The following is a 25,889-nucleotide window of genomic DNA, read 5'->3' on the forward strand; positions in this document are numbered from 1 at the left end:
ACGTGAGCACACATATCCTCACCGACCAGATCGCCAGCTATCCACTGCTCATCGGAGGCGACGAGGTGGCGGCGGAATCAGGCAAGACATACGAGAGTGTCGATCCGTTCACCGGTGAGCCATGGGTGCAGGTTCCCGACGCCGGTGCCGCAGATATCGACAGGGCTGTCCGTGCCGCTCGGGCGGCGCTATCGGGTCCGTGGGGTGAACTGACTGCTTCCGCTCGCGGAAAACTGATCTGGCGCCTGGCCGAGTTGATCGCACGCGACGCCGATGAACTGGCTGAACTCGAGGTGCGCGACGGCGGCAAGCTGTTGCGCGAGATGTCCGGGCAGATGCGCGGACTGCCCGAGTACTTCTATTACTACGCGGGTATGGCCGACAAGCTCGAAGGCAGTGTCATCCCCACCGACAAGCCCAATTTTCTCGTCTACACCACCCACGAGCCGGTCGGTGTGGTCGGCGCGATCACCCCGTGGAACTCCCCATTGCTGTTGCTGTCCTGGAAATTGGCCGCCGGCCTCGCCGCGGGCTGCACGTTCGTGATCAAGCCGAGCGACCACACCCCGGCGTCCACCCTGGCATTCGGGAAGCTCTTCGCCGAAGCCGGCTTCCCACCGGGCGTGGTCAACGTGGTCACCGGCTGGGGCCCGGAGACCGGCGCCGCGCTGGCCTCGCATCCCGACGTCGACAAGATCGCGTTCACGGGCTCGACCGGAACCGGAATCCGGGTCGGTCAGGCCGCGGTGGCGAACATGACCCGGTTCACCCTCGAACTCGGCGGGAAGTCGGCGCAGGTGGTCTTCGGAGATGCCGACCTCGATGCCGCGGCCAACGGAGTCATCTCCGGGATCTTCGCCGCCACCGGACAAACCTGTCTGGCGGGCTCCCGGCTGCTCGTCCACGAGAGTGTGGCCGACGAACTGATCAAGAAGGTCGTCGCCCGTGCGTCGACGATCGTCCTCGGCGATCCCAAAGACCCACGTACCGAGATGGGGCCAGTGTCCAACGAGCCGCAGTACCAGAAAGTGCTGTCGCACTTCGACTCCGCGCGCGAGCAGGGCGCAACCATCGCCTACGGCGGTGAGCCCGCCGACGAACTGGGCGGGTACTTCGTCAAACCGACCGTACTGACCGGAGTCACCGCGGACATGCGCGCGGTGTCCGAGGAGATCTTCGGACCGGTGCTCACGGTCTCGACGTTCGCCGACGAGGACGAGGCGATCACGGCCGCGAACTCCACCGAGTTCGGGCTGGCCGGTTCGGTGTGGACCAAGGATGTGCACCGCGCCCACCGGGTCGCCGCGAAGCTGCGGGCGGGCACGGTCTGGATCAATTCCTACCGGACCGTCGCACCACACGTCCCCTTCGGTGGAGTGGGTGCCAGCGGTATCGGCCGCGAGAACGGCATCGACGCCGTCAAGGATTTCACCGAAACCAAATCCGTCTGGGTCGAACTCAGCGGTGCCACGCGCGACCCCTTCACGCTCGGCTGAGGCCGCGCACCCCGAACGAAAGGTTCACACCATGTCAGCCATCGAAGCCGTCATCGTCGCCGGAGCGCGCACACCGGTCGGCACCTCCTTCAAGGGAACCCTGCGCGACACGACGGCGATGGAACTCGCCGAAGTCGTTGTCGCAGAAGTCCAGAAGCGCTCGGGCCTCGAGCCTTCGCAGATCGATGACATCATCCTCGCCGAGTCGAACTACGGCGGCGGCGATGTCGCGCGGCACGCGGCGGTGGTGACCGGGATGACCCAGGTCCCCGGCCAGGCCATCAACCGGCATTGTGCGGGCAGCCTGACCGCGGTCGGAAACGCGGCAGCACAGATCATTTCCGGTGCCGAGCGGGCAATCATCGCCGGCGGCACGCAATCGATCTCCACCAGTCCACTGCAGTCCTTCCGGACGCCCGGCACCGTCGACGAGTTCACCAACAAGTGGATGCCGCCGACCCATCCGGACAGCCCTGAGGCCCCGAACATGGACATGTCGATCACGGTCGGGTGGAACACCGCCACCGAACTCGACCTGACCCGCGAAGAAATGGACGCCTGGGCACTTCGTTCACATCATCGAGCCATCGCCGCCATCGACTCGGGGGCCTTTGTCGAGGAGATCATCCCGGTCTCTGCACGCCGGCAAGACGGCACGTTCGTCGAGTTCACCACGGACGAGCACCCCCGTCGCGACACCACCGCAGATCGGCTGGCAGGTCTGAAGACCCTGCACCCCGAGATCGAGGGATTCTCGATCACGGCCGGTAACTCCAGCGGCATCAATGACGCCGCCGCCGCCGTCATGGTGGTCGGCTCCGATCTTGCCGCGTCCGAAGAGCTCGAGGTCTTGGCCACCGTGAAGGCCTGGGCAGCAACCGGTATCAATCCGGCCCACACCGGCCTTGCCGTGCTGGACGTCATCCCCAAGGTCCTCGACCGCGCCGGCATCGGGGTGTCCGATGTGGCGCTCTGGGAAATCAATGAGGCATTTGCCGCGGTGCCGGTCGCAGCGTGCAAGAAGCTCGGCATCAGCGAGGACATCGTCAACGTACTCGGAAGCGGATGCTCCATCGGTCATCCGGTGGCGGCGTCGGGTGCGCGCATGATTCTCTCCCTGATCAACGAATTACGCCGTCGCGGAGGCGGATACGGCGTCGCGGCGATGTGCGCCGGCGGGGGACAAGCCGGAGCCGTTGTCATCGACGTCCCCGCACCCGTCAACAGCTGAACCCAACTCAACAATCCTAAGGAATTGACATGACGGTAGATATCAACGCAGCAAACAAAACGCTGGCCGGCCTGCGCCCGTTCCCGGTCGCCATCACGACAGTCGACGGCGGGTTCGCCAACGGCCTGATGTCCTTGTCAGCCGGGTCGGCGAGCATCATCCCCGAAGCTCCGAGGGCGATGTGTGGGCTGACCAAATACAACATGACCCATGACATGGTCCTGAACTCGGGTGTATTCGTCATGCACATGCTCAGTGCCGGTGACGACGAGGTCGATGCGTCGATGGAAATCCTGATGACACTGGGCGGCAGCTCGGGCCGCGATGGTGACAAGATCGGGAAGCTGCGAACCAAGACCGGCGAGACGGGAGCGCCGATCCTGCTCGACGCGCACAGCTACGTAGAGTGCCGCGTGGTCGGATCCCTCGACGTCCAGGAGAGCACCATCTTCGTCGGTGACGTTGTCGCCTCCGAGGTGTTCAGCCAGGCTCAACGCATCAAGATCGGTGAGGCCTGGGGCAAACTGCCCGAGGACTGGATCAAGCAATACGACGCCAACCACGTTCCACAGTTGCAGAGCGCCAAGGACCACCGCTTCGGTCAGAAGGTCTGAGGCCACACATGACTGTGGATGCCGTCACAGACGTCGAAGGTCCGCCGCTCGGATCTTGGGAGCTGCCCGATGAGTTGCGCATGCTTCGCGAGACGGTGCGGCGGTTCATGGAGCGCGAGGTGCACCCGCTCGAGGCTACCCTTCCGCACGACGCCGCCGGACTTCCTCGGGATCAGTTGATCCGGTTGCAGGACATAGCCCGCCGACTCGGACTGTGGGCCCTGCAGACCCCGGAGGAGTTCGGCGGTGCGGGACTGAGCGTGCTCGGCCAGGTGGTGGTGGCCGAAGAAGCGTCCAAGTGCCGAATGGGAGCGTTCTTCCCGGCGCTGGGTGCTTTTGGCGGCAATCCACCCAACGTGATGTTCAAGGCGTCGGCCGAGCAGTTCGAGAAGTTCGCGCAACCGATCCTCGATGGCCGGATGACCAAGGCCTACACGGCCATCAGTGAGGCGACCGGCGGTTCGGACCCGGCCCGGGCCATCACCCTCAAGGCAGTACGAGACGGCGACGACTACGTTCTCAATGGCAGCAAGATGTGGACCTCACACGCAGAGAACGCCGACTGGGGTGTGGTGTACGCCCGGACCGGTGAGGGCCGGGCCGGCATCTCGTGCTTCATCGTCGAAAAGGACACACCCGGACTGTCCTTCAGCCGTATCGGTGTGATGGCGTCGTTCTCGCCGTACGAGCTGCATTTCGACAACGTGCGACTGCCGGCGGCGAACCTGATCGGCGCCGAAGGCGGCGGGTTCAAACTGGCCAGCGACTTCCTGATCTACAGCCGGATCATCTACGCCGCCGGGCCGATCGGTATCGCGCAAGAAGCCCTGGACGCGGCGTGCCGCTGGGCCAAGGACCGAGAGGTTTTCGGCGGCAAACTCTCTGACAAGCAAGGCATTGCCTGGATGCTGGTCGACGCTGAAGTTGAACTGCGGGCGGCGCGGCTGCTGATGTATCAGGCGGCCTGGAATGCCGACCTAGGCAAGGACGTCAAGGTCGATGCGTCGATCGCCAAGATGTACGGAACCGAGGTGGCCTACAAGGTCATCGACAAGTGCATCCAGGTCCACGGTGCTCTCGGCCTCTCCGATGAATTGCCCCTGGAGCGGTGGTTCCGTGATCTGCGCGTGAAACGGCTCGGCGAAGGCGCCACCGAAGTGCAGCGTGTCGTGATCGCCCGCGAACTCTTCAAATGAAGGTGTGACGATGGCTTTGAAGTTCAACCTGATGTTCCCGATGCGTGCGGTCAAGCATTACCGCGAATGGATCGGGAACGGCAGTCTCGGTGAGGTCGCGAAGTATTGCGAAGAAGTTGGGTTCGACGGCTTCTCGATGAGCGAACATCCCTATCCGGACCGTGAGTGGCTCGCGAACGGCGGCCACCACGCGTTCGATCCGTTTGTGTCGCTGGCGATCGCTGCCGAGGCGACGAAAGACATCCGACTGATCACTTACCTGATGGTGGTCGGATACCGCAGCCCGTATCTCGGTGCCAAAGCTGTTGCCAGTCTGGATCTCTTGTCCGGCGGCCGGGTGACACTGGGTCTCGGTGCCGGTTACCTGGAATCAGAGTTCGATGCGCTTCGCGTCGACTACAAAGGTCGCGGCAAACTCTTCGACGAGGGCATCGACGCCATGCGCGCGACCTGGCGAGGCGAGGAGCACGACGGTCCGGCGTTTGGTGTCGCAGGCCACGTGGCGTTGCCGTTGCCGCTGACCGTCGGCGGTCCACCGATCTGGATCGGCGGCAACAGCAAGGCTGCGCGGCGTCGGGTGATCGAGAAGGCCGACGGCTGGATGCCCATCGCCCAGAAGGCCGAGATGGCAGCGATCACCAAAACCCCGCCCCTCGAGGACATCGAGGCTCTCGGTGCTCAGGTCACTGCACAGAACAGGCTGCGCGCGGAGGCAGGCAAGTCCGACATCGACGTCTCGTTCGTTCCGTTCGAGAGTGGCGTGCTTCGCACGGGTGGCGCCAAGGAGTTCGTAGCCGCCGTGGCGCCGAAGCTGGCCGCCTACGAGGATGCCGGGGTCACCTGGATCACTATCGAGCCGACCAGCCGCACGTTCGCTGACTTCAGAACAGACCTCGCCGTGATGAGCGATGGACTCGTCAACCGGCCGCCCGCCCGCGCGTAGAAGGAGTCACAGATGACAGAGGCGCAGGCCTACGACACCGACGTTTTCGTCGACATGATCGAAGCGTTCCGAGAACTGCAGGCGACACTTTGCCTGGTCGCGCCGCCGCCCGAGGCGACCACCGAGCTGACGGCGACAATTGAGGATGTGACTAATCGGCTCAAAGAATTCGAGGCACCCGAGGGGGATCGCGTCGCTCGTGAGCTGGGGTTGCGGGGGATCGGACATCCGGTCCTCGTTCCGTACCAGGCGACCGACATGTCCGACACCGGCATGCTCGGATCGGTCACGTTCAGTTACGCACACATGGGAAGCACCAATACCGTCCACGGTGGAGTGATCACTATGCTCTTCGACGACGTCCTCGGGATGTTCGTCAGCCGTAAGGGTCAACCGAATTCCCGAACGGCGTTTCTGAAGGTCAACTACCGCAACGCCACCCCCGTCAACCGCGAACTGCGGATGACCGCATCAATCGACAAGATCGAAGGGCGCAAGACGTTTGTGACCGGCACCCTGTCCGATGGCGACATCGTGTGCGCCGAGGCGGAAGCACTGTTCGTCCAGCTTCTGCCGGGTCGTCCGTGATCGACGGCTTCGGCCGGACCCAATTAGGGAGAAGATGATGACATTTGAGGATGCCGGTGTTTTGGTTACCGGGGCGGGATCCGGTCTCGGCCGGGCAATCGCGATCCGTCTGGCGAAAGACGGTGCGAAAGTAGTTGTTTCGGACATCAGCCAAGAAGGCGGCGCTGTCACGGTCGACGCCATCGAGGCGGCGGGAGGAAAGGCTGCCTTCATCGAGGCGGACGTTTCTGATGCCGACAGCGTCGAGGCGCTGATCGCAGGGTCGATCGAATACCTCGGCGGACTGGATCTGGCCGTCAACAACGCCGGTATCGCCCACACGCCGGGGGATCTGCACCAATTGTCGATCGCGGAGTGGGATGCGGTGATGGGTGTCGACCTGCGCGGCACGTTCCTGTGCATGCGTGGCGAATTGGCACATATGGTGGAGACCGGTCACGGCAAGATCGTCAACATGGCGTCGAATGCCGGCACCAAGAATGCGCCCGGTATGGCCGCCTATACCGCTGCCAAGCACGGTGTCGTGGGTCTGACGAAGAATGCCGCGCTGCAGTACGCTCGTCGCAACATCCAGGTCAACGCGGTGGGCCCCGGGACGATCCTGACCGAAGGGATCATCGCTTTCGGTGCCGACCAGCAGGAAAGATGGGCGGATCTCATTCCGGTCGGCCGCATGGGAAAGCCCGAAGAGGTTGCAGCCGCCGTCGCCTACCTGTTGTCGGATGAGGCAGGCTTCGTCACTGGGCACACCCTTCTCATCGACGGCGGCCTGATGTGGGATTGACCTCCCGCGAGACAGCCGCCGACCGTGCCTTTGATTCCGTTGAGCGGGTCTCTATGCCGATCGAGCGGGCCGTTGAACTCCGCGGCGGCACGTTCGGTTGCAAGAAGGGCACGCTCGGCGGAACGAAAGGCACGGTCGACGTAACCAAAGGCCCGCTCGGCGGAGGGTCAGGTGGTTGTGAATCCGTTGCGCACCAGAGCGAAAGCTTCCTCGAGCAGTCGATCCGGCCGAGCTTCGTCGGAATCGGCCCAGACGGTCAGTGCGGTCCAACCGGCGCTGAAGAGGCTCTGCGCCAACAATTTCGTGAACAGATCGTCAGCGTTGTGATGCGTGCGTTCCGTGATGAACCCGATCACCACGGATTCCCAGGGATTGAACCGGGTCGATCCGAGGGGCCAACCGTTGGACGACTCCGCGATGATCGACACTTGCGTGCGCAAGAGATCGATCTCGGAATCAAGGTAGGTGAGCATCGCGGGGAGCTCGACACAGAGAACGGCGATCGGCTCTTCGGAGTCCGGCACCGTCCGCAGCTTCTCGGCCAGCGCGGTGACTTCGTCGGTGGACCGATCCCAGAGGATGTCGGCCTTGGCGGCAAAGTACCGCAGGAGCGTGCTGCGTCCGATGCCGCATTCCTCCGCGATGTCGGCCATCGTGACCGAGTCGTAGCCGCGATCGGCGAACAATCGCAGCCCGACCGCCGCAATTGCGCTCTTGTCGGTGACGCGGGGCCGTCCGCCGCGGTTCGTCTTCTGTAGCTCGGTCATCGGGCCTCCTTCACGCGAGAACTGTACTACGAACAGGGGTTGTGGACCTGAGGTCCAAAAGGTACCGTATGTGACAGGGGACACAGGTCGCCCCGCACATGGATGTGCGGGATTGGAGGACACAAATGTCAGCAGCACAATCGGTTTCGGTCACCCACGAGGAGCGATTTCTCCTCGATGGCACCCTGAGGCACTCCGGAAACGGAGCGACCATCGACGTCGTGAACCCGGCGACCGGCGGGGTGGTCGGCGTCGTCGCCGATGCCACCGGCGGCGACATGGACGCGGCGATCGCGGCGGCTCGTCGGGCCTTCGACACCACGACATGGGCTACGGACCTCGAGTTCCGGCAGCGGTGCCTGCGTCAGCTTCATAAGGCGATCAGTTCAGAAGCGGAAGAGCTTCGAATGGAGCTGGTCACCGAAGTGGGCGCTCCGCTCATGACAACGTATATGGCACAACTCGATTGGCCCTTGTCCGACGGACTTCTGTGGCCGGCCGAGGCTGTCGGGGATCTTCCCTGGCATCGGCGCATTGCCGACAGTTCGCTGCTCGGGATGATCAACATGCGCTACGTGTTCAAAGAGCCCGTCGGCGTCGTGGCGGGCATCATCCCGTGGAACTTCCCGTTCGAGATCTTGATCAGCAAGCTGGGACCGATTCTTGCGACGGGGAACACGGTGGTCATCAAAGCGGCGTCGGAGACACCCTGGAACGCCACGCGCGTCGGGCGGTTGATCGCAGAGAAGACCGAAATCCCCGCCGGCGTCGTCAACATCATCACGACCGGCGACACCACCGTTGCGCAGCAGTTGGTCACCGACCCTCGTATCGACATGATCTCGTTCACCGGATCCACCAGGACCGGGCAGCTGATCACCGAGAAGTCCGCCCCGACGTTCAAGAAGCTCCTGCTCGAGCTGGGTGGCAAGAGCGCCGGAATCATCTTGGAAGATGCTGATCTCGCGTTGGCTCTGCCATCTGCAATGTCGGCGTGTATGCATGCCGGTCAGGGGTGCGCACTGCCGACTCGTCTGCTGGTTCACCGGTCCAAGTACGACGAGGCGGTCGCCACCCTGGAGCAGGTCTACGCCGCACTCCCGTACGGTGATCCCGCCGATCCCGGCGTGTTCTGTGGTCCGGTGATCACAGAGAAGCAGCGGACCAACATTCTCGATCTGATCGCGCGCGGTCAGTCCGAGGGTGGAAGGTTGGTCGTCGGTGGAAAAATCCCCGAGGACCAACCGAACGGCTACTTCGTGCAGCCGACGCTGTTCGCTGATGTCGACAACTCGGCCACGATCTCGCAGGCCGAGATCTTCGGCCCGGTCTTGTCGGTGACACCGTTCGACGACGACGCCGACGCGATCAGGATTGCCAATGACAGTGTCTACGGATTGTCCGGCAACGTGTTCACGAGTTCGCCTGAGCGCGCGCTGAATGTTGCTCGCGGGGTTCGCACCGGTTCTTTCATGATCAACGGCGGGATGTTCTACGGGTCGGACTCTCCGTACGGCGGCTACAAGCGCAGCGGCGTCGGCAGGCAAGGTGGCATCGAGGGCCTAGAGACCTACCTCGAGACCAAAGCGGTGGCCACCACGCTGCCGCTCGACATCCCCTGAACAACACATACAACACCATCGAGAACTGAACGAGGAGAACACATCATGGCGGGAAGAGTCGAAGGCAAAGTTGCTTTCATCACCGGTGCGGCACGCGGCCAGGGCCGAAGTCACGCAGTGCGACTGGCTGAAGAGGGCGCCGACATCATCGCAGTCGACATCTGCGAGCAGATCGAGTCGAATCCCTATCCACTTGCCACTGAGGAAGATCTGGCCGAGACCGCCAAGCTGGTCGAAAAGCTGGACCGTCGGATCGTGACCGTCAAGGCGGATGTGCGCGACCGGTCGCAGCTGCAGGCGGCGCTCGATGAAGGATTGGCCGCGCTCGGCCATCTCGACATCGTGGTCGCCAACGCCGGCATCCTGCCGATGGCCATGGGTGACCCGCACGCGTCCGACTTCGTTGATGCCGTCGACGTCGACCTCGTCGGTGTGATGAACGCTGTGGCGGTGTCCATGCCGCACCTGGGCAAGCAGGCTTCGGTCGTGATCACCGGGTCGACTGCCGCAATGTTGCCCAACACGACTGACAATCCAGCGATGGGACCAGGGTCTGCCGGATACGGATGGGCCAAGAAGACCTTGATGGGCTACTCAGAGCAGCTCGCGTTGCACCTGGCGCCAGAGTTCATCCGTGTCAACGTAATCCACCCGACCAACGTCAACACCCATCTCCTGCACAACGACGGCCTCTACTCGATGTTCCGGCCGGATCTGGAGAACCCGACCCGTGAGGACGTCGAACCCGCCTTCACGATGTTCCAGGCGATGCCCATCCCATACGTGGAAACAGTGGACATCTCGAACGCCGTGCTCTTCTTCGCGTCGGACGAATCGCGTTACATCACAGGCCAGCAACTCCGTGTTGATGCGGGGTCGCTTCTGAAGATGCCGGGCGGACCCACCAACATGTAGGTAGCTGTTAGTTCCCTGTGGTCACCCTGCGCAAGGGTGACCACAGGTGTGGTCTGCGGTCAGTGCCCGGCGGCATTCTGCGACCGGCCGTGTGCGAAGACCGCTCTGGTGGACTGGGCGACTGCGCTCACTTCGGCGGTCCAGGCCCGGTTGACTTCGGTCTCCCGGGCGAGGGCGTCAGCGATCCCGTCATCGGATCGCCCGTCGTAGAGCGACCACACCTGCTGCAGTGTGGTCGAATCGGCCGCCGGTGAAGGCTTCAGCGACGGCCAGTCCGCGGTCGTGCAACGCTGTCGGTTGTGCTTTCATACTCAGCCATTCCTAGCCCTACGACCGTCCGATACGGGCAGTCCGAACCCAGGAGTTCTTCATGAGTGCAGATGGATCCACGAGTCGTCCGTTGCTGAGGCAATCGGCGGAACCGATTGGGGTGAGCCGCGTTCGCGCACCGTGACTTGGCACGACCCGTCAATTTCATGCGTGGGGTGATACTCGATTCCGGACAATTGGCGGCGCGCGGTTGGGTGAGGAAACGTACGTCATCGGCGGCTCGGGTAGCGGGTGTGCCCGCTCGGCCCGGTAGGCGTCGGGCATGAGATAGAGGTAACGTCGCCATGCCCTGGGGCGCATCAACACTGGTGGCGTCGATGATTCGGCCCTTCGACCAGATGAGGTTGACGATGGCAGCGTAGGTGATGTCGACACGTGCCTCCGAGACACCAAGGAGGACTTCATCATGACGACCACCATCAGCATCATCGGCTCGGCCACGGAACCACCGTCGGCACGTTCGGCGTAATTCCGTCAGGTGACATCGTCTTCGTGGCCGTCCCGTACACCACTGTGGTTCCAGCGGTCGCGAATCTACGGGGAACCGCTGGCCGCAAGATCCTCGTCGACATCTCCAACACGTTCGACGCCGACGCCCGGCGGATTGACAACTGCCACAGGCACATCGGCGGCCAGGAGATCGCGGCTGTTGCCCCTGAGAGCGCACATGTGAAGGCATCTGAATACGATCTTCGGCCACGTCCTTGCTCAAGACAAGCCCTTGGGCGCGTTCGGTGCCATCGACCAGGTAGATTGCCGGTCGTCGAAAGGCTGAGCCCCGGCGTCGGCGCTAATTCGGCACAGGTCGGTGGAAAGTGGCCAGCTGTGCACCTGCGGCAATGAGCCCGAGACCGGCAGTCAATGCCGCAGCGTGATTTCCACTGATAGTGGTGTCGAGTCCGAGCGCCCGATCGACACTCCAACGACCGGGACCGATGCCGGCCAGGGCGACAGCGCCGACGGCGAGGTTGGCGACGTACTCCCATCCTTCCGAGGTTATGAAGAATCCTTTCGAGGCGTGCACTGAGCGGGCCGCGACGGCCATTGTCCCGACCACCGCCGCGGCAGCCAGCGGTGTTGCGGCGCCGGCGACTATCGCAGCTCCGGAACCGACTTCTACGACCGCACTGGCCTGGGCCTGAAGTCTGGGCCGGCGAAAGCCAATCGATCCGAACCAGCCGGCCGTGCCGTCGATGCTGCGGCCGTGCTTGACCCCATGAGCGATCATTGTGGCGCCGATTGCCGCGCGCAGTAGCAGCTGGACGCTGGAGTGGCCGGAATGGGTTGTTGCTGAATCGGGCTTGATTCGGACGCGGGTCATATGTGTAGTCCTTGGATCAGATGATGCGAGATCGGTTTGCGGCACACTCGTTCCGCAAACCCGATCCCCGGTTGCTCACAAGATGGCGGAGCTGATCTTGAGTTCGATGATCTCTTCTTCGCTCAGACCAAGTTCGGTGAGGATCGCGTCGGTGTGCTCTCCATGGCTTGGGGCCCGACGAAGTTCCAGTGGTGCCTCGTCGAATTGAACGGGACTCGCCGCGAGCGCGAACTCGTTTCCGCTGCTGTCCGAAGTCCTCGGCAAGTAGCCGTTTGCGATGACCTGCGGGTCGTTGTGCACCTCGTATGGGGTTCGCAGGACGTCCCAGACGCCGTCAAAGCCGCTGAACGCTGCTTCCCAGTGGCTCAACGGCTTCGACTCGAATGTGCCCCGCAGCTCCGTGATGCATTCGACCCGATTCTGAAAACGGACGAGCGCGTGTGAGAAGCGCTCGTCCTCGATGAGGTCGGTGCGACTGAGTCGGGTGCAGAAATCACTCCAGAATCGATCGGCCTGCAGCAATACGAAGCTGATGAATCGGCTGTCCTGAGTCTTGTAGATGTTGGCCACTGGGTTCGGCATGGCGCTCAGATCGAACTTGGGGATGTCGGCGCCGAGAACCCCGGCGCCAACGATGTCTGGCCCCAGTTGCCAGATGGCGGCGTTCAGAAGTGAGACGTCAACGACAGATCCTTCTCCGGTGCGTTCGCGCTTGAGCAAAGCCGCAGTGATGCCTGCGGCAATCGCGAGCCCGCCATACGAGTCGCCGAAAGCGGGCCGTTGCACCGGTGGGTAGTCGCCGTTGCCGGCCGAATAAGCTTCGGCGATGCCGCCGCGCGACCAGTAGGCCGCTAGATCGTAGCCACCCTGCGCGGCCAGATTGCCCTTCGTGCCGTAGCCGTGCCCGCGCGCGTAGATGATCTTCGGGTTGCGGGAGCGGATGGCGTCGACATCGACGCCCATGCGCGCACGCGAATCAGGCAGCAGGTTTGTCACGAACACATCGGCGGTCTCGACCAGCTTCATCAGGACTTCGAGGCCTTCGGGGGTTCCTGTGTCGATACCGACACTTCGCTTGCCGCGATTGGGTTGTTCGACGAAGTGATTGACGCCTCCGGAGCCGGTGACCACCCCGGAACTGATCAGTCCGCGCTGAGGATCGCCGGTCTCAGGGTGTTCGATCTTGATCACATCGGCGCCCCAGTCCGCGAGCACTGCGCCGGCAGCGGGAACAAAAGTCCAGGCAGCGAGCTCAACTACGCGGATACCGGAGAGAGTGTCGTTCATGGCGTTTCCTTTCATGCCGTCGAATCGGCGAGGCGACAGGCGGCGACCGAATAGCCCTCACAAGCGAGGTTTGGTGGGTCCGACGGGAGCTTGAACCACAACTCGGCCCGCGAACTCTTCTAGTGTACGTCCGTATAGATAACTAATTAACCGGTTTCGCAAAATCGGACATATTCTGACGGGATGAACTACTTGACCGGAGCCTCCTGAGGATTCGGCTGAACTGAGGGTCGCGGCCGGCAGCGGACCGGCGGTGGCAGCTGTGGAGCCGAGCCCTGTCGAACGCAGGTTCGGCATAACAATCGTGGAGGCTGATCCGAGGACCGGTCGCAGTTTGCTGACCATGGATGTCGCCTCTCTCGAGAACACGGAGACGGGAGTGAGGAGCCTGGGGCCACTGGCGCTGATGCTCGACGGATCCGGTGGGTTGTCGAACCATATTGTGCGACCGGACGACACGAGCACGCAACGTTGTTGGAGCAATTGTCACTCCGACTGGACGGCGCCGCGTCAGGATACAGCTTGATTCCGATGCCCTGCAATCGAAGCAGGGTGAGTCGGATGCCCATTATCTTGGCTCGCTGCGTATCAACTACCTCCGGCCGATGAAGGTGGGGGATGGGGCCCGTTACGACGCGACCCCGGTTCGGATCGGGCGCGGCAGCGCAGTGGCCGACAGCGTGGCCATCGGCGCCGATGGCCAGGCATCGGCGATAGCGCGCGTCAAACACGTACCGATGATCGGTGCCACCGACCGGAAGCACCCCGGCTGTGGACCCCGGATGACTCTGCACCGATTGTGATCACCTACCGGAGGCGATCTGCGGTGCTGATCTATGACACCCGCCGCATTCTTTGAAAGTGTTCCGTCTTGTCCGGATCGGGGATAGCGTTATGAGGTCTTTCATTTAACTATTTGCTCCACTAGGGTGCGCAAAGGGAGCATACGGAGGTTATGCGTTGAACGTCGAACATCTCATCGCTCGGGAGCTGGTTCGCGATCGGTATGCCCGATACAACCGGGCGGGTGACAAGGGGCGACTGGACGAGCTTGCGGCATGCTTCACGGAGGATGGGTCTCTGGAGGCGCGAAACTCCTTTGCCACAACGGGGCGTCAGAACATCATCGACACGCTGACCTCGGTGTCTGCGGAACTGGTGGCGCATGCCACCGCTCAGGCGGCGACGACGCGACCCATCGTCCGGCACTTTGTCGCGAGCCTTCGCTTCGATTCGATCACGCCCGACCGGATCGAGTCCTCGGCCTACTTCGCGGTCTTCCATGCCGATGCCGCCGATCACTGGGGCACGTATCGCGATGTTCTGGTGCCGGTGGGAGATGAGTGGTTGTTCAAGCGCCGACTCGTTGTGATCGATGGAACACGCCCGGGTTCGTCTGCCGCGTCGAGCATGATCGGAGGATGAGGACTCGTCATGGATTTACAGCTCAAAGGCAAACGCGCACTGGTGACCGGTAGTAACGGGGGCATCGGCGCGGCAATTGCGCAGGCGCTCGCCGATGAGGGCGTATCGGTGGTGCTGCACGGCCGAAACGAGGAGAAACTGGCGGCGGCGGAGGCCGAGATCTCAGGTCGAGGTGGTGCCGTCGCATCGGCAGCCGGTGATCTGTCGACCGATGAGGGCGCCCACGGCGTCGCCGCGAAAGCCGTCGACGCGTTCGGGGGAATCGACATCTTGGTGAACAACGCCGGGGGCGCCTCGGAGACCGGAGGTGGTTCGTGGTTCGATCTCGCGCCCAGCGAGTGGGCCGCCACCTATCAGAGCAACGTCATTTCGGCGGGCCGACTGATCCACCAGGTCGTGCCGGGCATGAAGGCCGACGGTTGGGGACGGATCATTCAGATCTCCAGCGCCGCAGGCATCATCCCGACGTCTGGTCAACCTGACTACGGTCCGTCCAAGGCGGCGCTGGTCAACATGTCGATGGGCCTGTCGAAGGCGCTCGCCGGCTCGGGGATCACCGTGAACACGGTGTCGCCCGGCATGATCATGACCGACAAGCTCGTCGAGTTCCTGCGCAGATTTGCAGAGAAGCGCGGCTGGGGCGACGATGTCGACCGAGCGACCGACTACGTGCTCAAGGGCACTGGCCAAACCGTCACCCGAATCGGGCAGGTCGAGGACGTCGCGTATGCAGTGACCATGCTCGCCAGCCCTAACTCCGGCTTCATCAACGGGGTGAACCTCCACCTCGACGGCGGCGGAACCGGATCCATCTACTAGCGGTCGGAGACCGAGATGAAACTCAACTTTCAATTTCCCACCGGGTCGGTCAAGCACTGGGACACCTGGATCGGTGCACACGAGTTCGCCGAGATCGCCGTGGTAGCCGAGGCCAGTGGATTCGACATCGTCTCCACCACAGATCATCCATTTCCCTCGGAGGAGTGGTTGGTGGGCGGAGGTCACCACGCGCTCGACCCGTTTGTGGCGCTGTCGTTCATGGCTGCTACAACGTCCAGAATTCGACTGCTGACGTTCATTCTCGTTGCGGGATACCGTAATCCGTACACAACAGCGAAGTCTGCGGCGTCGCTGGATCTGTTGTCCGGCGGCCGGTTGATTGCCGGGATGGGTGCGGGGTACCAGGCAAATGAGTTCGACGTCCTGGGTGCGTCGTTCGATGACCGCGGACCGCGTTTCGACGAGGCGATCGTGGCGATGCAGGAAGCGTGGACCGGCGAAGTGATCGACCGGGAGGGGCCGTTTTTTCCCGCCCACGGGCACCGGATGCTCCCACGTCCGGCGCAGCGTCCGGGGCCACCGATCTGGATCGGCGGGAACAGTAAGGCGTCGATCCGCCGCGTTGCCGAGCTCGCCGACGGCTGGCTGCCGTTCGAGCAATCCGCGGCAATGTCTGCCATCACGAATACGCCTGCGCTGCAGATTGATCAGCTTGCCGAGCGGATCGATCAGATCAGGGATATGCGGAGCGTTCTGGGGCGGTCAGCCGACTTCGAGGTGTGCTTCACACCGACCGCGCGACGCGACTCGGATGAGACGGCCGACGCAGTGGCACAGCAGATCGGCCCGTTGTCCGAGGCCGGCGTCACCCACATCTCGGTGGAATCGAAGACGCGCAGCATGGATGCCTGCCTGGCGGAGATCGAACTGCTGGGCACGCGACTGGCCGGTGTCGGAACAGTCGGCTGAGGTGTCACTGCTGCCGTTGCGCGGACGTTATGACAACCATGTCACCGCTGTGGATGGTCTATAACTGCTTTTCAAGACAGTGATAGGTCGGTCTCACCGACACTTATTGACGTTTTCGTCAAACTCGTGCAAGCTGAACGAAGACTTCAGCCACCCGATAGAAAAGGCGGACCCATGACAGATTTGAACGATGTGCCGATTTTCGACGCCGATACGCACATGTACGAGACGCCGGATGCCCTGACCAAGTTCCTGCCTGAAAAGTTCTCGCCGGCAGTGCAATACGTCCAGGTCGGTAAGCGCACCCGGATCGCGATCCTGAACAAGATCACGGAGTTCATCCCGAATCCGACCTTCGAGAAGGTGGCCGCGCCGGGCGCGCACGAGAAGTTCTACTCCGGTCAAAATGTCGAAGGTCTGACCTTGCGAGAGATGCAGGGAACGGCCATCGAGGCGCCGCCTGCCTCTCGGGAGCCCCGCGCGCGGATCGAAGAGATCAACCGACAGGGCGTGGACGCCGCGCTCGTCTACCCGACCCTGGCCAACCTGGTGGAGCATTCTGCCGCCGAGGATCCCGACCTCACCGTCGCGATGATCCATGCCCTCAACCAGTGGATGCTCGAGACGTGGGGCTTCACCCACGAGAACCGGTTGTTCATGACGCCGGTCATCACGTGCGCTCTTGTGGATGAGGCACGTCGCGAGCTGGAATACCTGGTCGACAACGGTGCCAAGGTGGTGCTGATCAAGCCCGCGCCCGTCAACGGCTACAGAGGCTGGCGGTCGCCGGCATTGCCCGAGTTCGACCCGTTCTGGAAAGACGTCGAGGATGCGGGTATGCCCGTTGTGCTGCACGCCAGCCAGCCCCCGCTCGATGAATACATCAACAAGTGGGAACCGCCGTCCACCAACAACTTCATGACCATGAGCTCTTTCCGTTGGCTGGCGCTGGGCCACCGCGAGATCTCGGACATGCTGGGGTCGCTCATCTGCCACGGCACGCTGACTCGCTTCCCGAAGCTGCGCATCGCGTCGGTGGAGAACGGCAGCGCCTGGATTCATCCGCTGTTCCACGACCTCGCGGATCTGAACAAGAAGATGCCGCAGAACTTCCCGGAGGACCCGCTCGAGGTCTTCCGTCGGAACGTGTGGGTGAGCCCCTTCTGGGAAGGGTCGGTCAGTGATGTCGTGGAAACCGTCGGCTGGGACAAGGTCATGTTCGGTTCGGACTACCCGCATCCCGAAGGGTTGACCGAGCCGAAGGGCTTCTACAAGTATGCCGAGGGCATGAGTGAACGGCGTGCCTACGACTTCATGGGTGACAACGCACGCCGGTTCCTCGGTCTACCGCTGCGCAACCCGAGTCCGGACGCCGCCGAGGCGCCCGCGGACGCCATCTCGGTCTGACCCGCACACACGGGACGACCAGGGTCCGAGCACATTGTGCTCGGGCCCTGGTCCAGTCCTGCTCGGAGGAACTGGCTGTGTCCGAGTCAGCCGCACCCGGTCGCCCGTGCTCAGGGGCCGCTGTCCTGGTAGTTGCCGATCAACCCGTGAAGGGTCTCGAACTCAGAACGCATCACGTCTTCGAGTAACGAGCCTGGCGACCGTATCCACCGGTCGATCGAGCGTTCGACGACCAGCATCCCGACTGAAGCCAGGAGGATGCACCGCTCGTCGGCCACCGCGATCTTGCGACGCTCCGCGATGGCGTCAGTGACCGTCCTGGCGCTGGTGTCGTGGTTTTTTCGTTCTTGGCCGATGAGCTTGACCGATGAAGAGACAGCCTCCCGATAGAGCGTGATGCGCCCCCGTTGTCTCGACAATCCCGGTGCCAAAGTGATGAAAGCCTGTGCCATCGCATCGAGTTCGGACATCGACTCCGGTTGCGCCAGGTACACACCGCTGAAAGCCCGTACGAAGTCGTACTCACCGAGGAAGAGAACCGATTCCTTCGTCGGGAAATAGCGGAAGAACGTCCGCGGTGACACGCCGGCGCCCTTGGCGATCTGATCCGTGGTGGTCTGATCGAAACCGTTCGTGCTGAACAGGTTCAACGCCGCGTCGACCAATGCCAGCCGAGTCTGGGTGGCACGATCTTGCCGCCGTGACCGGTCGCCGGATTGCATCGCTGTGGTGGTCCTTTCGAAGCGGCACCTGCCTTCGGTGGATGTCGCCGGGATGTCGACCGTCCCGCGCGGTGATCACCATACTGCTCTATCGACACTCAACCGTCATTTAGACACGGCGCATGGCGGCACGGACGTCGGACGGCTCCAATACAGATTTGGTTGATTGCAGGCCATCTGGCGAGTCTTCAACCAACATCGTCGTTGACGTGTGACAGTTGACTGCCATAAAGTCGAGAATGCGAACTGCGAAACGTATCAAGCGAAAGTAGGCGCCCTATGGCGGACAGCTATCTCTTTGTCTTCTCCAATCCAACAGAGGGCAACGACGACGAGTTCAACAGCTGGTACGAGACCCGGCACGTCCCTGACGTTCTCGAGGTCGAGGGGGTCACCGCCGCGCAACGCTACGATTTGGCTCCGATCACACCGCCGGAGGTCGAGGGAATCGCCGCGCCCCCGGCCCCGGCACACCGCTATCTCGCGGTCTATGAACTCGGCCGCGACCCAGACATCGTGATGGGGTCATTTCTCGAGCGGGTCGGTTCGGGGCAGATGCCGCTGAGCGATTCTCTCGACCTTGCGGGGGTGTCGATGGCGGTATGGCGGCCACGGGGCGAGCGGAAAGTCGCCGGACCAGTCAGATGAGTTGTGCAGTTGTCGGCATCGGCAGAACCGAGTATTCGCGTCGATCGAACCGAACCCCACTCGCGATGGCCATCGAGGCGTGCCGCGGTGCCATCGACGATGCGGGATTGACGCCTGCGGACGTCGACGGGATGAGTACCTTCATGGTCAACGACTCAGCCCAACCGATCACCGTCGGTTGGGGATTGGGCATCGACGAGTTGTCGTGGGCCAATGCCATGTATGGCGGCGGTAACCTTGTTGCCGATCAGATCGCAACGGCGGCAGCGGTGATCGAGGCCGGGATGTGCCGGGCAGTTCTGGTGTACCGATCCCTCAACGGCCGGTCCGGGCACCGTTTCGGAACGGTAGAAGGTCCGATGCTGGTGGATCAGGAAAACCAGTTCGACGCCGCATCGGGATTCCTTGTGCCGCCGCAGTGGTTTGCGATGTGGGCGCGGCGCCATCAGCATGACCATGGTTCCACCGAAGAGGATCTCGGGCACATCGCGATCACCCAGCGAACCCACGCCGGGCCCAACGACCATGCGCTGCGGCGTGAACCACTGACCATGGACGACTACCTGGCCGCTCGCTGGATCAACGAGCCCTTCCGGGTGCTCGACTGCACGTCTGAGGTCGACGGCGCTGTGGCCGTGCTCGTGGTGGGCGAGGACATCGCCGCCGGCACCGCACACGATCCGGTCTGGCTCGTCGGGTCATCCAATTCGCAGAGCGGGGCGGGCTGGACACAATGGGACGACCCGGCGGCGATGTACGCGCGTTCGGCGGGCCCGAAGATCTGGGAGCGCACCGGACTCCGCCCGGCCGACATGGATGTGGCGTGCATGTACGACTGCTTCACGTACACGGTGATGGCCACCATGGAAGGGTACGGATTCTGTGAGAAGGGAGAGGTCGGCACGTTCTTTGCCACGGGGCGAGCTACCTATGGCGGCGACGTGGTGGTCAATCCGCACGGAGGACTGTTGTCCGAGGGGTACATACACGGTCTCAATCACCACTTCGAAGCCGTGACCCAGCTGAGGCATTCGGCCGGGGTGCGGCAGGTCGAGGGAGCCGAACTCGCGCTGGTCACCGCCGGTGGTGGCCCGTTCGGCGGCGCCAACATCTACAGCAGGCAGCACCCATGACCGACGCACTCATGTCGGCGCCGCTGCCCGTTCCCGATCCTGACTCGGCGTCGTACTGGGATGCCCTCGCGGAGGGCAAGCTCAAGATCTGCCGTTGCGTGGACACCGGAACATGGATCCACCCACCCCTCGAACGCAGCCGAATCACCGGCGGGCCGGTGCGATTCGACGAAGTGAGTGGTTACGGAACGATATTCAGCTTCATCGTCATTCGTCAGCCCACGGTGCCCGGCCACCGACCACCGTATGTGACAGCGCTCATCGAACTCGATGAACAGTCGGGGCTGCGCATGAGCGCGGTGGTGGACGCGCAGCCGCACACGATCCGAATCGGCCAGCGGGTGAGAGCCCGGATCGTCGAGATCGGCGACAGCGGCGTGTATGCGCCCGAGTTCGTCCCCATCGGCACCGACGAAGAATGAAAGCTGGGCCCGAGTGCACACAAGGTCGGCGCGACAGCGTCACATCCGGCCGTGGGAGCGCGACCTGTGTGCAACCAGGCACGCCGATCGACGTGGGTGGACGTTCAGAACGCCGATCGGTGATGGGCGCCGTCGACACAAATGTAATGGCCGTTGAGATATCCGGCCTGGTCTGAGCACAGATAGGCGATCGTCGACGCGATCTCCTCGGGCTCACCCGCCCGGCCTGCCGGCACACCGGCCTTCTCCATGAGCCACTTCTTGCGAGCGTCGTCATCGGTGAGCCCCTCGTGAGTAGAGAGGTACCAGTTGGTGGTCTTGGTCGCGATCCAGCCCGGGGCCACGGTGTTGATGGTGATACCGAACTGGGCATACTCGTCGGCCACGCTCTTGAGGAGTCCGACCGTCGACGGACGTGTCGCGTTGGCGACCGTGTGGGGCGGCAGGCTCTGCGGTTCCTTGGCGGTTCCTGACCCGATGTGGACAAAACGCCCCCATCCGGCCTCGCGCATGGCGGGCAGTACGGCGTGCAGCATGTGCACCTGGCTGAGCGTGTACGTACGGTATGAGTCGACGTAGTCCTCGGCGCGGGTGATCTCCTCGAAGTAACCGCGCACGTGAAAGTCGGCCTGTGTCACCACGATCAGGGGGTTGCCGAGTTGTTCGGTGACTGTCGCGACCGCGGATTCGATGCCTTCTCGTGAACTCATGTCCGCCGGGACCCCGAGTGCCTCGCCGCCTGCTGCGGCGATCTCCTCGACCGCGCGGTCGATGTGTTTCTGGGTACGGGCGACGATGGCGACGCGGCTGCCCTCCGCAGCGAGCATCTTCGCCGTCTCCTTGCCGATGCCCTTGCTGCCGCCGACGACAAGTGCCACTCGTCCTTTGATCCGGTAGTCCATGGATGTGTCCTTTGATCGCTTGTGGTGCTCGGCAGCCGAGCAAGGCCGGGGACTGAGGCCGCACATGACGTGTATCACTAGTAAGTTAGATAAATCAATGAGTTACACCCTTTGTTGACAGGATCTGATCGCGCTTTGCGGTCTGAAAGCGTTTGCCGTGCAGCATGATTAGTGCGGCAGGGGCGTATGTGGAGAAATCCGGCAACGGGTTGGTGTTTACAGAGTGCCGCTCACGGGCGTATGGTCGGGCTATCAATTTTTGACGTCCGCGCCAAAAATGTCAGCCAATTCTTCAGGAGGTCTGATCGATGGGTCAGCTCAGCATGCATCCCACCGGGTGGTTCCAGGTCGCGTGGTCGGCCGATCTGGCGATCGGTGATGTTGTCCCCTTGCACTACTTCGGTGCTGAGTTGGTCGCGTATCGCGGCAACGACGGCCTTGCGCACGTGCTCGATGCCCACTGCCAGCATCTCGGTGCCAATCTCGCCTTCGGTGGTTGTGTTGTGGACGACGGGATCCAGTGCCCGTTTCACGGGTGGGTGTGGGATGGGCGAGGGCGTAATGTCCGGATTCCTTACGAGGCCAAACCGAACCGTGCCCGTAAGGTACGCAGCTGGCCGGTCAGCGAGCGCAATGATTCCATCTACGTCTGGCATGACCTTCTCGGCCGAGACCCGATGTGGGAGGTACCGGACGCTCTGCAGAGTCTGGGTGGCCACATCAGCGCAACAACGTTCCGGCCGATCGAAGCGAACGCACGTGTGCTCACCAAGAACGTGCGGGTTCATCCGCAGACCATTGCGGAGAATGCGGTCGACCCACATCACTTCCGATATGTGCATCGCACACCGATCAGCCCGGTTGTCCTGCGGGAGAGCACCGATGACGCCTCGTGGGCGGCCAAGGTGGGGTTCGGCAACAAGTGGCAGCACGGCGTGGACAACTCTGACGACACCATCAACACGCTCGAAATCCTCTGGAGCGGAGTGGGGTTGAGCTTCAGCGGTGAGCACATGCGCAACGGCATCCGGGTCACCGGGATCTGCCCGACACCGGTCGATGACGAGGTGAGTGACATCTTCGGCACGTACTGGATCGACGAGGGCAGCGACGACCCCGAAGGGTTCATCGAAAACGGGAAGGGCGCGCTCGTCGACGACGTCAAGATCTGGAATCACCAGCGCTACATAGACCCTCCGGGGCTGTCTCCGTCTGAGGCGGCCGGATTCCGCAGATTGCGCTTGTGGGCGCGCAGTTTCTATCCGCCGGCCGAGAACGCCGAGGTCGAACGTCAGACTGTCTCCGCAGAGTAATTCGTCCGGTGAAACTGAGTGAAGCGAAACATCCGAAGTCGGCGGTAACCCGACAAGCTTTCCTTGATGCGGCCCGGGATGTGTTCGAGCGCAAGGGTTATTCCGGTACTCAGGTGAAAGACATCACCGATCGGCTTTCGGTTGCGCGGGGAAGTTTCTACTACTACTTCCGAGACAAGCGGCACATCTTCATCGAGCTGGGTACCGTCACCACACGCGAGACAGCGGACGCCGTGCGGGCGCTCGAGCTCATCGAAATCGGTGCTGACAAGTCCGCCTTCGAAGCATGGGTACGTCAGCTGTTCGACTATCTCGACCGAACCGGAGCCTTCTCGATCAGGTCCGTTGATGATTCGCCACCGGACGCCCGGTTCCAGGCAGCGGTGGCACGAGTTCATGCCGAGACAGCCGGCGTCATCGGTCGCGAGCTGGAACGATTGTCTGGGCGCTCCCTGAGCGATCCCGCCACCTCGGGGGTGTGTGTGATGGCGATGTTGGAGCGGTCGTGGTTCCTCGCACGCAACACCAAGGCTCAAATGACCCGGGAGGGCACGATCGCGGCGATCACCGATTTGATATATGCGATGGTGGGTCCTGCGCGCGTCGAGAGTTCACCGGTGTCTGCCCGTGTCGCCCACTGATCAGGCGACCGGCAGCACGCTTGGGGCGCCCGCACCGAGTTCCCCGGGGGCGGTCGCGCTACGGGTGCGAGAGGTCATCGCCGAGACCCCCGATGCCAAGACGATCGTGTTCGATGCTCCCGGTGATCAATTCTCCTACCGGCCTGGGCAATTCCTCACCCTGAGGATTCCGAGTGATCGCACGGGGTCGGTGGCGCGGTGTTACTCCCTGTCGAGCTCGCCGAGACACGACGACACGCTGATGGTCACCGTCAAGCGGACAGTCGACGGCTACGGGTCCAACTGGTTGTGTGACAACATCGCCGCGGGTCAGATCATCGAAAGTCTGCCTCCGGCCGGCGCATTCACGCCCAAAGATGTCGACCGCGACCTGCTGCTGGTCGGTGCCGGGAGTGGCATCACACCGTTGTTGTCCATCATGAAGACCGCGCTCCTGGACGGCAGTGGACGTGTGGTGCTGTTCTATGCCAATCGTTATCCCGAGTCGGTGATCTTCGCGACCCAGTTGCGCTCTCTGTTCGGCGAGTATCCCGAGAGACTCACGGTGGTGCACTGGATCGAAAGCGTGCAAGGGTTGCCGACACACCTTGCGCTGCGGTCGGTGTTGCAACCGTACGGTGATTTCGAAGCGTTCATCTGTGGTCCGAAACCCTTCATGCAGGGAGCACGCCAGGCGCTCGAACAGATCGGACTGCCGCGGGCCCGGATCCACATCGAGAACTTCGTGTCGCTGTCCGACGATCCGTTCGGCCACCACGGGCCACCAATTGTCACTGCGGACAGCGTTGAGGACAAGCGGGATGCCGCCAGGGTCACCGTCGAGCTCCACGGCGCCACCCATGAACTCGCCTGGCCCCGGTCGAAGACGCTGATCGACGTACTACTCGCTCACGGAGTAGAGGCGCCGTACTCGTGCCGGGAGGGTGAATGCGGGTCGTGCCAGGCCACGGTGCTCTCCGGACAGGTCGAGATGGCGAACGCAGGCGCTCTCGACGAGGAGGACATCGCGGACGGACTCGTCCTCGGCTGCCAGGCACATCCGGTGTCTGACCATGTGGCTGTCGAGTTCTGATTGCCGGCAGTGACTTACGGCTCAGGACCGGCGATCTGGCCGGCGTTTTCTGGAGGTGGCACCAAGGAGAGGTTCATCGAGCTCGGAACGGTGACGTACAAGGAGGAATGCCGGCCGTCGAATAAGTCAGACGTGTTGCGCCCATATAGTGGTCCTGCGGCCCCCTAGCTGACCTTGCCCTCGCTGCCCAGCGCAAATACCTCGCGGACGTGGTGCGTGTCATTGAATCCCCACAGCCGCACAACAGCTTCCCCCTCGAACTCGAAGAGGAAATGGTACATCTGCTGGTAGGCGACGCCACTCACCGTGGTCGCGGCACTTTCTGAAACGACCGCCACCCCGGTTCGCCTCAGCGGTGAACATGATCGTTCGCTGCTCGATGGGGGCGCGCAGCATGCCGTTGTTCACCCGCCGGATCAGGCCGCGCATGTGCTCCTTGTCCGAGAACTGCCGACTCGCAGGAACCACGAACAGTCCGCTCTGAGAACGCCTCTTCGGTTCGGGGACGTTGTCGAACGAGGCGGTTCTGTACCGACGCTGTCGTGGGGCGGTACTGACGATTGGCTTGGCGACTGAAAAACGAGAGCTGCTGCATCGCGCTTCTTGCAAGCGATCCGGGCATCGGCGAGTCGGCGTCACCTACGAACGCTCGGTCACCGGCGGCCGTGAATATCTGGCGGCGTTCGAAACCTACGCCGCGGAAGCGCGGATCGACATCGTGCGTGCGTTGCCGGCGGCCCACATCGGGACTCGAACGCGTCCGGATGCTGCCATCCGCGGGCGGCAGCGAAGGGTTGAGGCTCTCGTTCGGTCCGGTTGGGCATCGTGCCTGGCAGGACGGCCGGTATCTCACTGCCCGCGAGGCGGTCGTACTATCGAATGCCAGCAGGGCATCCTCGGCAAGAAATCGATACTGCCGGACCTGCAATGCGACTCGGCGGCATTGGTTCCGCGATCGATGTCCTGCTCGATGCGGCCCGGACTTCGAGCGCCACCGTGGTGCATGCAATGCTCGAAGGGCCGCTGGATGGTAAACCGTCGGGCACCGCACGGGTGTGGCGCAGCATGGGGCCGGCGACTCGGGACTGGACGCCCGAGTCCGAGCCCACTCGGGTCATCTCGGCGCTGCATGCGCCCGGCGTTCTCGTGATACCGCGCCACCACGGGTGGTTCCCGACCTCGGACTCCGAACTGATAGGCGGTCCTGCGCGGGCGTGGTGTACGGACCGTCGTCCTCGTCGGGGTGTCGCTCAATCTCGCGATCCCGCACACCGTCGGCCACCTGTCGCAGGCGGGCTTCCGGGTATTTGTACCCCGTGACGCCGTCGCGGGTACTCCGGCGGAGTACGGGGACCAGGTCC

27 protein-coding genes and 1 pseudogene are annotated in these 25,889 nt (G+C 62.9%); 21 read left to right on the forward strand and 7 right to left on the reverse strand.

The window, feature by feature from the left end; all coding sequences use genetic code 11:
- Positions 1–29 precede the first annotated feature (29 nt).
- The 7 genes from BH683_RS11935 to BH683_RS11965 are packed head-to-tail and all read left to right on the forward strand — an operon-like array spanning position 30 to position 6,852.
- Positions 30–1,496 carry an aldehyde dehydrogenase gene (locus BH683_RS11935; protein WP_210405204.1) on the forward strand — a complete coding sequence of 489 codons (1,467 nt, stop codon included), beginning with the start codon at positions 30–32 and terminating at the stop codon, positions 1,494–1,496.
- 31 nt (positions 1,497–1,527) lie between these two features.
- Positions 1,528–2,727, forward strand: a complete 1,200-nt coding sequence (locus BH683_RS11940) for a thiolase family protein (RefSeq protein ID WP_084836601.1) — start codon at positions 1,528–1,530, stop codon at positions 2,725–2,727.
- A 29-nt stretch (positions 2,728–2,756) separates the two neighbouring features.
- Positions 2,757–3,341 (forward strand): flavin reductase family protein, encoded by a 585-nt coding sequence (locus BH683_RS11945; protein ID WP_084836491.1) that lies wholly within the window; start codon positions 2,757–2,759, stop codon positions 3,339–3,341.
- Between the two features lie 8 nt (positions 3,342–3,349).
- On the forward strand, positions 3,350–4,537 hold the full coding sequence (locus BH683_RS11950) for an acyl-CoA dehydrogenase family protein (protein ID WP_084836492.1): 1,188 nt from the start codon (positions 3,350–3,352) through the stop codon (positions 4,535–4,537).
- Positions 4,538–4,547: 10 nt separating this feature from the next.
- Entirely contained in the window at positions 4,548–5,480 is a 933-nt protein-coding gene (locus tag BH683_RS11955) for an LLM class F420-dependent oxidoreductase (protein WP_084836493.1), read from the forward strand.
- 12 nt (positions 5,481–5,492) lie between these two features.
- Positions 5,493–6,068, forward strand: coding sequence for a PaaI family thioesterase (locus BH683_RS11960; RefSeq protein WP_084836494.1), 576 nt, complete (start codon positions 5,493–5,495; stop codon positions 6,066–6,068).
- A 37-nt stretch (positions 6,069–6,105) separates the two neighbouring features.
- Positions 6,106–6,852, forward strand: a complete 747-nt coding sequence (locus BH683_RS11965) for an SDR family NAD(P)-dependent oxidoreductase (protein WP_084836602.1) — start codon at positions 6,106–6,108, stop codon at positions 6,850–6,852.
- 167 nt (positions 6,853–7,019) lie between these two features.
- Here the strand turns inward: BH683_RS11965 and BH683_RS11970 are convergent, their stop codons facing one another.
- Positions 7,020–7,619: a TetR/AcrR family transcriptional regulator gene (locus tag BH683_RS11970; protein WP_084836495.1), complete on the reverse strand. Its 600-nt coding sequence runs from the start codon at positions 7,617–7,619 to the stop codon at positions 7,020–7,022.
- Between the two features lie 125 nt (positions 7,620–7,744).
- Between BH683_RS11970 and BH683_RS11975 the strand changes: the two genes are divergently transcribed.
- Positions 7,745–9,241 carry an aldehyde dehydrogenase family protein gene (locus BH683_RS11975; RefSeq protein ID WP_084836496.1) on the forward strand — a complete coding sequence of 499 codons (1,497 nt, stop codon included), beginning with the start codon at positions 7,745–7,747 and terminating at the stop codon, positions 9,239–9,241.
- A gap of 45 nt (positions 9,242–9,286) precedes the next feature.
- The gene (locus tag BH683_RS11980) at positions 9,287–10,156 is read left to right on the forward strand and encodes a mycofactocin-coupled SDR family oxidoreductase (protein ID WP_084836497.1); all 870 of its coding nucleotides are present in this window, start codon (positions 9,287–9,289) and stop codon (positions 10,154–10,156) included.
- A gap of 59 nt (positions 10,157–10,215) precedes the next feature.
- Here the strand turns inward: BH683_RS11980 and BH683_RS28670 are convergent, their stop codons facing one another.
- The 3 genes from BH683_RS28670 to BH683_RS11995 form a co-directional block, all read right to left on the reverse strand.
- Positions 10,216–10,377: a hypothetical protein gene (locus BH683_RS28670; RefSeq protein ID WP_158539960.1), complete on the reverse strand. Its 162-nt coding sequence runs from the start codon at positions 10,375–10,377 to the stop codon at positions 10,216–10,218.
- A gap of 899 nt (positions 10,378–11,276) precedes the next feature.
- Complete coding sequence (locus BH683_RS11990) at positions 11,277–11,807, reverse strand: DoxX family protein (RefSeq protein ID WP_084836498.1); 531 nt, start codon at positions 11,805–11,807, stop codon at positions 11,277–11,279.
- Between the two features lie 75 nt (positions 11,808–11,882).
- Complete coding sequence (locus tag BH683_RS11995; RefSeq protein ID WP_084836603.1) at positions 11,883–13,094, reverse strand: CaiB/BaiF CoA-transferase family protein; 1,212 nt, start codon at positions 13,092–13,094, stop codon at positions 11,883–11,885.
- A 422-nt stretch (positions 13,095–13,516) separates the two neighbouring features.
- On the opposite strand from BH683_RS11995, the gene BH683_RS29155 reads away from it, so the two are divergent.
- From BH683_RS29155 to BH683_RS12020, 5 genes are all read left to right on the forward strand, one after another.
- Positions 13,517–13,897, forward strand: coding sequence for a hotdog fold domain-containing protein (locus tag BH683_RS29155; protein ID WP_281492303.1), 381 nt, complete (start codon positions 13,517–13,519; stop codon positions 13,895–13,897).
- 157 nt (positions 13,898–14,054) lie between these two features.
- Positions 14,055–14,519: a nuclear transport factor 2 family protein gene (locus tag BH683_RS12005; protein ID WP_084836500.1), complete on the forward strand. Its 465-nt coding sequence runs from the start codon at positions 14,055–14,057 to the stop codon at positions 14,517–14,519.
- Between the two features lie 9 nt (positions 14,520–14,528).
- On the forward strand, positions 14,529–15,338 hold the full coding sequence (locus BH683_RS12010) for an SDR family NAD(P)-dependent oxidoreductase (protein ID WP_084836501.1): 810 nt from the start codon (positions 14,529–14,531) through the stop codon (positions 15,336–15,338).
- 15 nt (positions 15,339–15,353) lie between these two features.
- A complete protein-coding gene (locus tag BH683_RS12015) occupies positions 15,354–16,268 on the forward strand; it encodes an LLM class F420-dependent oxidoreductase (protein ID WP_084836502.1) in 915 nt (304 codons plus the stop codon).
- A 174-nt stretch (positions 16,269–16,442) separates the two neighbouring features.
- Positions 16,443–17,675, forward strand: a complete 1,233-nt coding sequence (locus tag BH683_RS12020) for an amidohydrolase family protein (RefSeq protein ID WP_084836503.1) — start codon at positions 16,443–16,445, stop codon at positions 17,673–17,675.
- Positions 17,676–17,785: 110 nt separating this feature from the next.
- Here the strand turns inward: BH683_RS12020 and BH683_RS12025 are convergent, their stop codons facing one another.
- Positions 17,786–18,397: a TetR family transcriptional regulator gene (locus BH683_RS12025; RefSeq protein ID WP_084836504.1), complete on the reverse strand. Its 612-nt coding sequence runs from the start codon at positions 18,395–18,397 to the stop codon at positions 17,786–17,788.
- A 279-nt stretch (positions 18,398–18,676) separates the two neighbouring features.
- On the opposite strand from BH683_RS12025, the gene BH683_RS12030 reads away from it, so the two are divergent.
- From BH683_RS12030 to BH683_RS12040, 3 genes are read left to right on the forward strand one after another with little or no spacing between them, the layout of a single operon-like run.
- Positions 18,677–19,045, forward strand: a complete 369-nt coding sequence (locus BH683_RS12030) for a DUF4286 family protein (RefSeq protein WP_084836505.1) — start codon at positions 18,677–18,679, stop codon at positions 19,043–19,045.
- Positions 19,042–20,178: a nonspecific lipid-transfer protein gene (locus BH683_RS12035; RefSeq protein ID WP_084836506.1), complete on the forward strand. Its 1,137-nt coding sequence runs from the start codon at positions 19,042–19,044 to the stop codon at positions 20,176–20,178. Before BH683_RS12030 ends, BH683_RS12035 begins: the two co-directional genes overlap by 4 nt.
- Positions 20,175–20,600 (forward strand): OB-fold domain-containing protein, encoded by a 426-nt coding sequence (locus BH683_RS12040; protein ID WP_084836507.1) that lies wholly within the window; start codon positions 20,175–20,177, stop codon positions 20,598–20,600. Before BH683_RS12035 ends, BH683_RS12040 begins: the two co-directional genes overlap by 4 nt.
- 104 nt (positions 20,601–20,704) lie before the next feature.
- On the opposite strand, the gene BH683_RS12045 is transcribed toward BH683_RS12040, so the two are convergent.
- Complete coding sequence (locus BH683_RS12045; RefSeq protein WP_084836508.1) at positions 20,705–21,502, reverse strand: SDR family oxidoreductase; 798 nt, start codon at positions 21,500–21,502, stop codon at positions 20,705–20,707.
- A gap of 308 nt (positions 21,503–21,810) precedes the next feature.
- Between BH683_RS12045 and BH683_RS12050 the strand changes: the two genes are divergently transcribed.
- From BH683_RS12050 to BH683_RS12060, 3 genes are all read left to right on the forward strand, one after another.
- On the forward strand, positions 21,811–22,815 hold the full coding sequence (locus BH683_RS12050) for a Rieske 2Fe-2S domain-containing protein (RefSeq protein WP_084836509.1): 1,005 nt from the start codon (positions 21,811–21,813) through the stop codon (positions 22,813–22,815).
- Positions 22,816–22,823: 8 nt separating this feature from the next.
- Positions 22,824–23,456, forward strand: a complete 633-nt coding sequence (locus tag BH683_RS12055; RefSeq protein ID WP_158539959.1) for a TetR/AcrR family transcriptional regulator — start codon at positions 22,824–22,826, stop codon at positions 23,454–23,456.
- A 64-nt stretch (positions 23,457–23,520) separates the two neighbouring features.
- On the forward strand, positions 23,521–24,528 hold the full coding sequence (locus BH683_RS12060; RefSeq protein WP_245937942.1) for a ferredoxin--NADP reductase: 1,008 nt from the start codon (positions 23,521–23,523) through the stop codon (positions 24,526–24,528).
- 164 nt (positions 24,529–24,692) lie between these two features.
- Here BH683_RS12060 and BH683_RS28675 read toward each other — a convergent pair whose 3' ends face one another.
- Positions 24,693–24,866 (reverse strand): hypothetical protein, encoded by a 174-nt coding sequence (locus BH683_RS28675; RefSeq protein ID WP_168187027.1) that lies wholly within the window; start codon positions 24,864–24,866, stop codon positions 24,693–24,695.
- A 905-nt stretch (positions 24,867–25,771) separates the two neighbouring features.
- Here BH683_RS28675 and BH683_RS28950 point away from each other — a divergent pair.
- Positions 25,772–25,870, forward strand: a pseudogene (locus BH683_RS28950) (cysteine hydrolase); the annotation flags it as partial.
- Between the last annotated feature and the right edge of the window lie 19 nt (positions 25,871–25,889).

The sequence above is a fragment of the Williamsia sp. 1138 genome (assembly GCF_002095435.2).
In the GTDB taxonomy this organism is placed as follows: domain Bacteria; phylum Actinomycetota; class Actinomycetes; order Mycobacteriales; family Mycobacteriaceae; genus Williamsia.

Bases quoted from the DNA above. Each gene is read 5' to 3' on its own strand.
- BH683_RS11965 (WP_084836602.1), top strand. From the start codon at position 6,106: ATGACATTTGAGGATGCCGGTGTTTTGGTTACCGGGGCGGGATCCGGT.
- BH683_RS12010 (WP_084836501.1), top strand. From the start codon at position 14,529: ATGGATTTACAGCTCAAAGGCAAACGCGCACTGGTGACCGGTAGTAAC.
- BH683_RS11980 (WP_084836497.1), top strand. From the start codon at position 9,287: ATGGCGGGAAGAGTCGAAGGCAAAGTTGCTTTCATCACCGGTGCGGCA.
- BH683_RS12040 (WP_084836507.1), top strand. From the start codon at position 20,175: ATGACCGACGCACTCATGTCGGCGCCGCTGCCCGTTCCCGATCCTGAC.
- BH683_RS12025 (WP_084836504.1), bottom strand. From the start codon at position 18,397: ATGCAATCCGGCGACCGGTCACGGCGGCAAGATCGTGCCACCCAGACT.
- BH683_RS11975 (WP_084836496.1), top strand. From the start codon at position 7,745: ATGTCAGCAGCACAATCGGTTTCGGTCACCCACGAGGAGCGATTTCTC.
- BH683_RS11970 (WP_084836495.1), bottom strand. From the start codon at position 7,619: ATGACCGAGCTACAGAAGACGAACCGCGGCGGACGGCCCCGCGTCACC.
- BH683_RS12030 (WP_084836505.1), top strand. From the start codon at position 18,677: ATGGCGGACAGCTATCTCTTTGTCTTCTCCAATCCAACAGAGGGCAAC.
- BH683_RS12015 (WP_084836502.1), top strand. From the start codon at position 15,354: ATGAAACTCAACTTTCAATTTCCCACCGGGTCGGTCAAGCACTGGGAC.
- BH683_RS12020 (WP_084836503.1), top strand. From the start codon at position 16,443: ATGACAGATTTGAACGATGTGCCGATTTTCGACGCCGATACGCACATG.
- BH683_RS11945 (WP_084836491.1), top strand. From the start codon at position 2,757: ATGACGGTAGATATCAACGCAGCAAACAAAACGCTGGCCGGCCTGCGC.
- BH683_RS11990 (WP_084836498.1), bottom strand. From the start codon at position 11,807: ATGACCCGCGTCCGAATCAAGCCCGATTCAGCAACAACCCATTCCGGC.
- BH683_RS12035 (WP_084836506.1), top strand. From the start codon at position 19,042: ATGAGTTGTGCAGTTGTCGGCATCGGCAGAACCGAGTATTCGCGTCGA.
- BH683_RS11995 (WP_084836603.1), bottom strand. From the start codon at position 13,094: ATGAACGACACTCTCTCCGGTATCCGCGTAGTTGAGCTCGCTGCCTGG.
- BH683_RS11960 (WP_084836494.1), top strand. From the start codon at position 5,493: ATGACAGAGGCGCAGGCCTACGACACCGACGTTTTCGTCGACATGATC.
- BH683_RS12045 (WP_084836508.1), bottom strand. From the start codon at position 21,502: ATGGACTACCGGATCAAAGGACGAGTGGCACTTGTCGTCGGCGGCAGC.
- BH683_RS11955 (WP_084836493.1), top strand. From the start codon at position 4,548: ATGGCTTTGAAGTTCAACCTGATGTTCCCGATGCGTGCGGTCAAGCAT.
- BH683_RS12050 (WP_084836509.1), top strand. From the start codon at position 21,811: ATGGGTCAGCTCAGCATGCATCCCACCGGGTGGTTCCAGGTCGCGTGG.
- BH683_RS11950 (WP_084836492.1), top strand. From the start codon at position 3,350: ATGACTGTGGATGCCGTCACAGACGTCGAAGGTCCGCCGCTCGGATCT.
- BH683_RS11940 (WP_084836601.1), top strand. From the start codon at position 1,528: ATGTCAGCCATCGAAGCCGTCATCGTCGCCGGAGCGCGCACACCGGTC.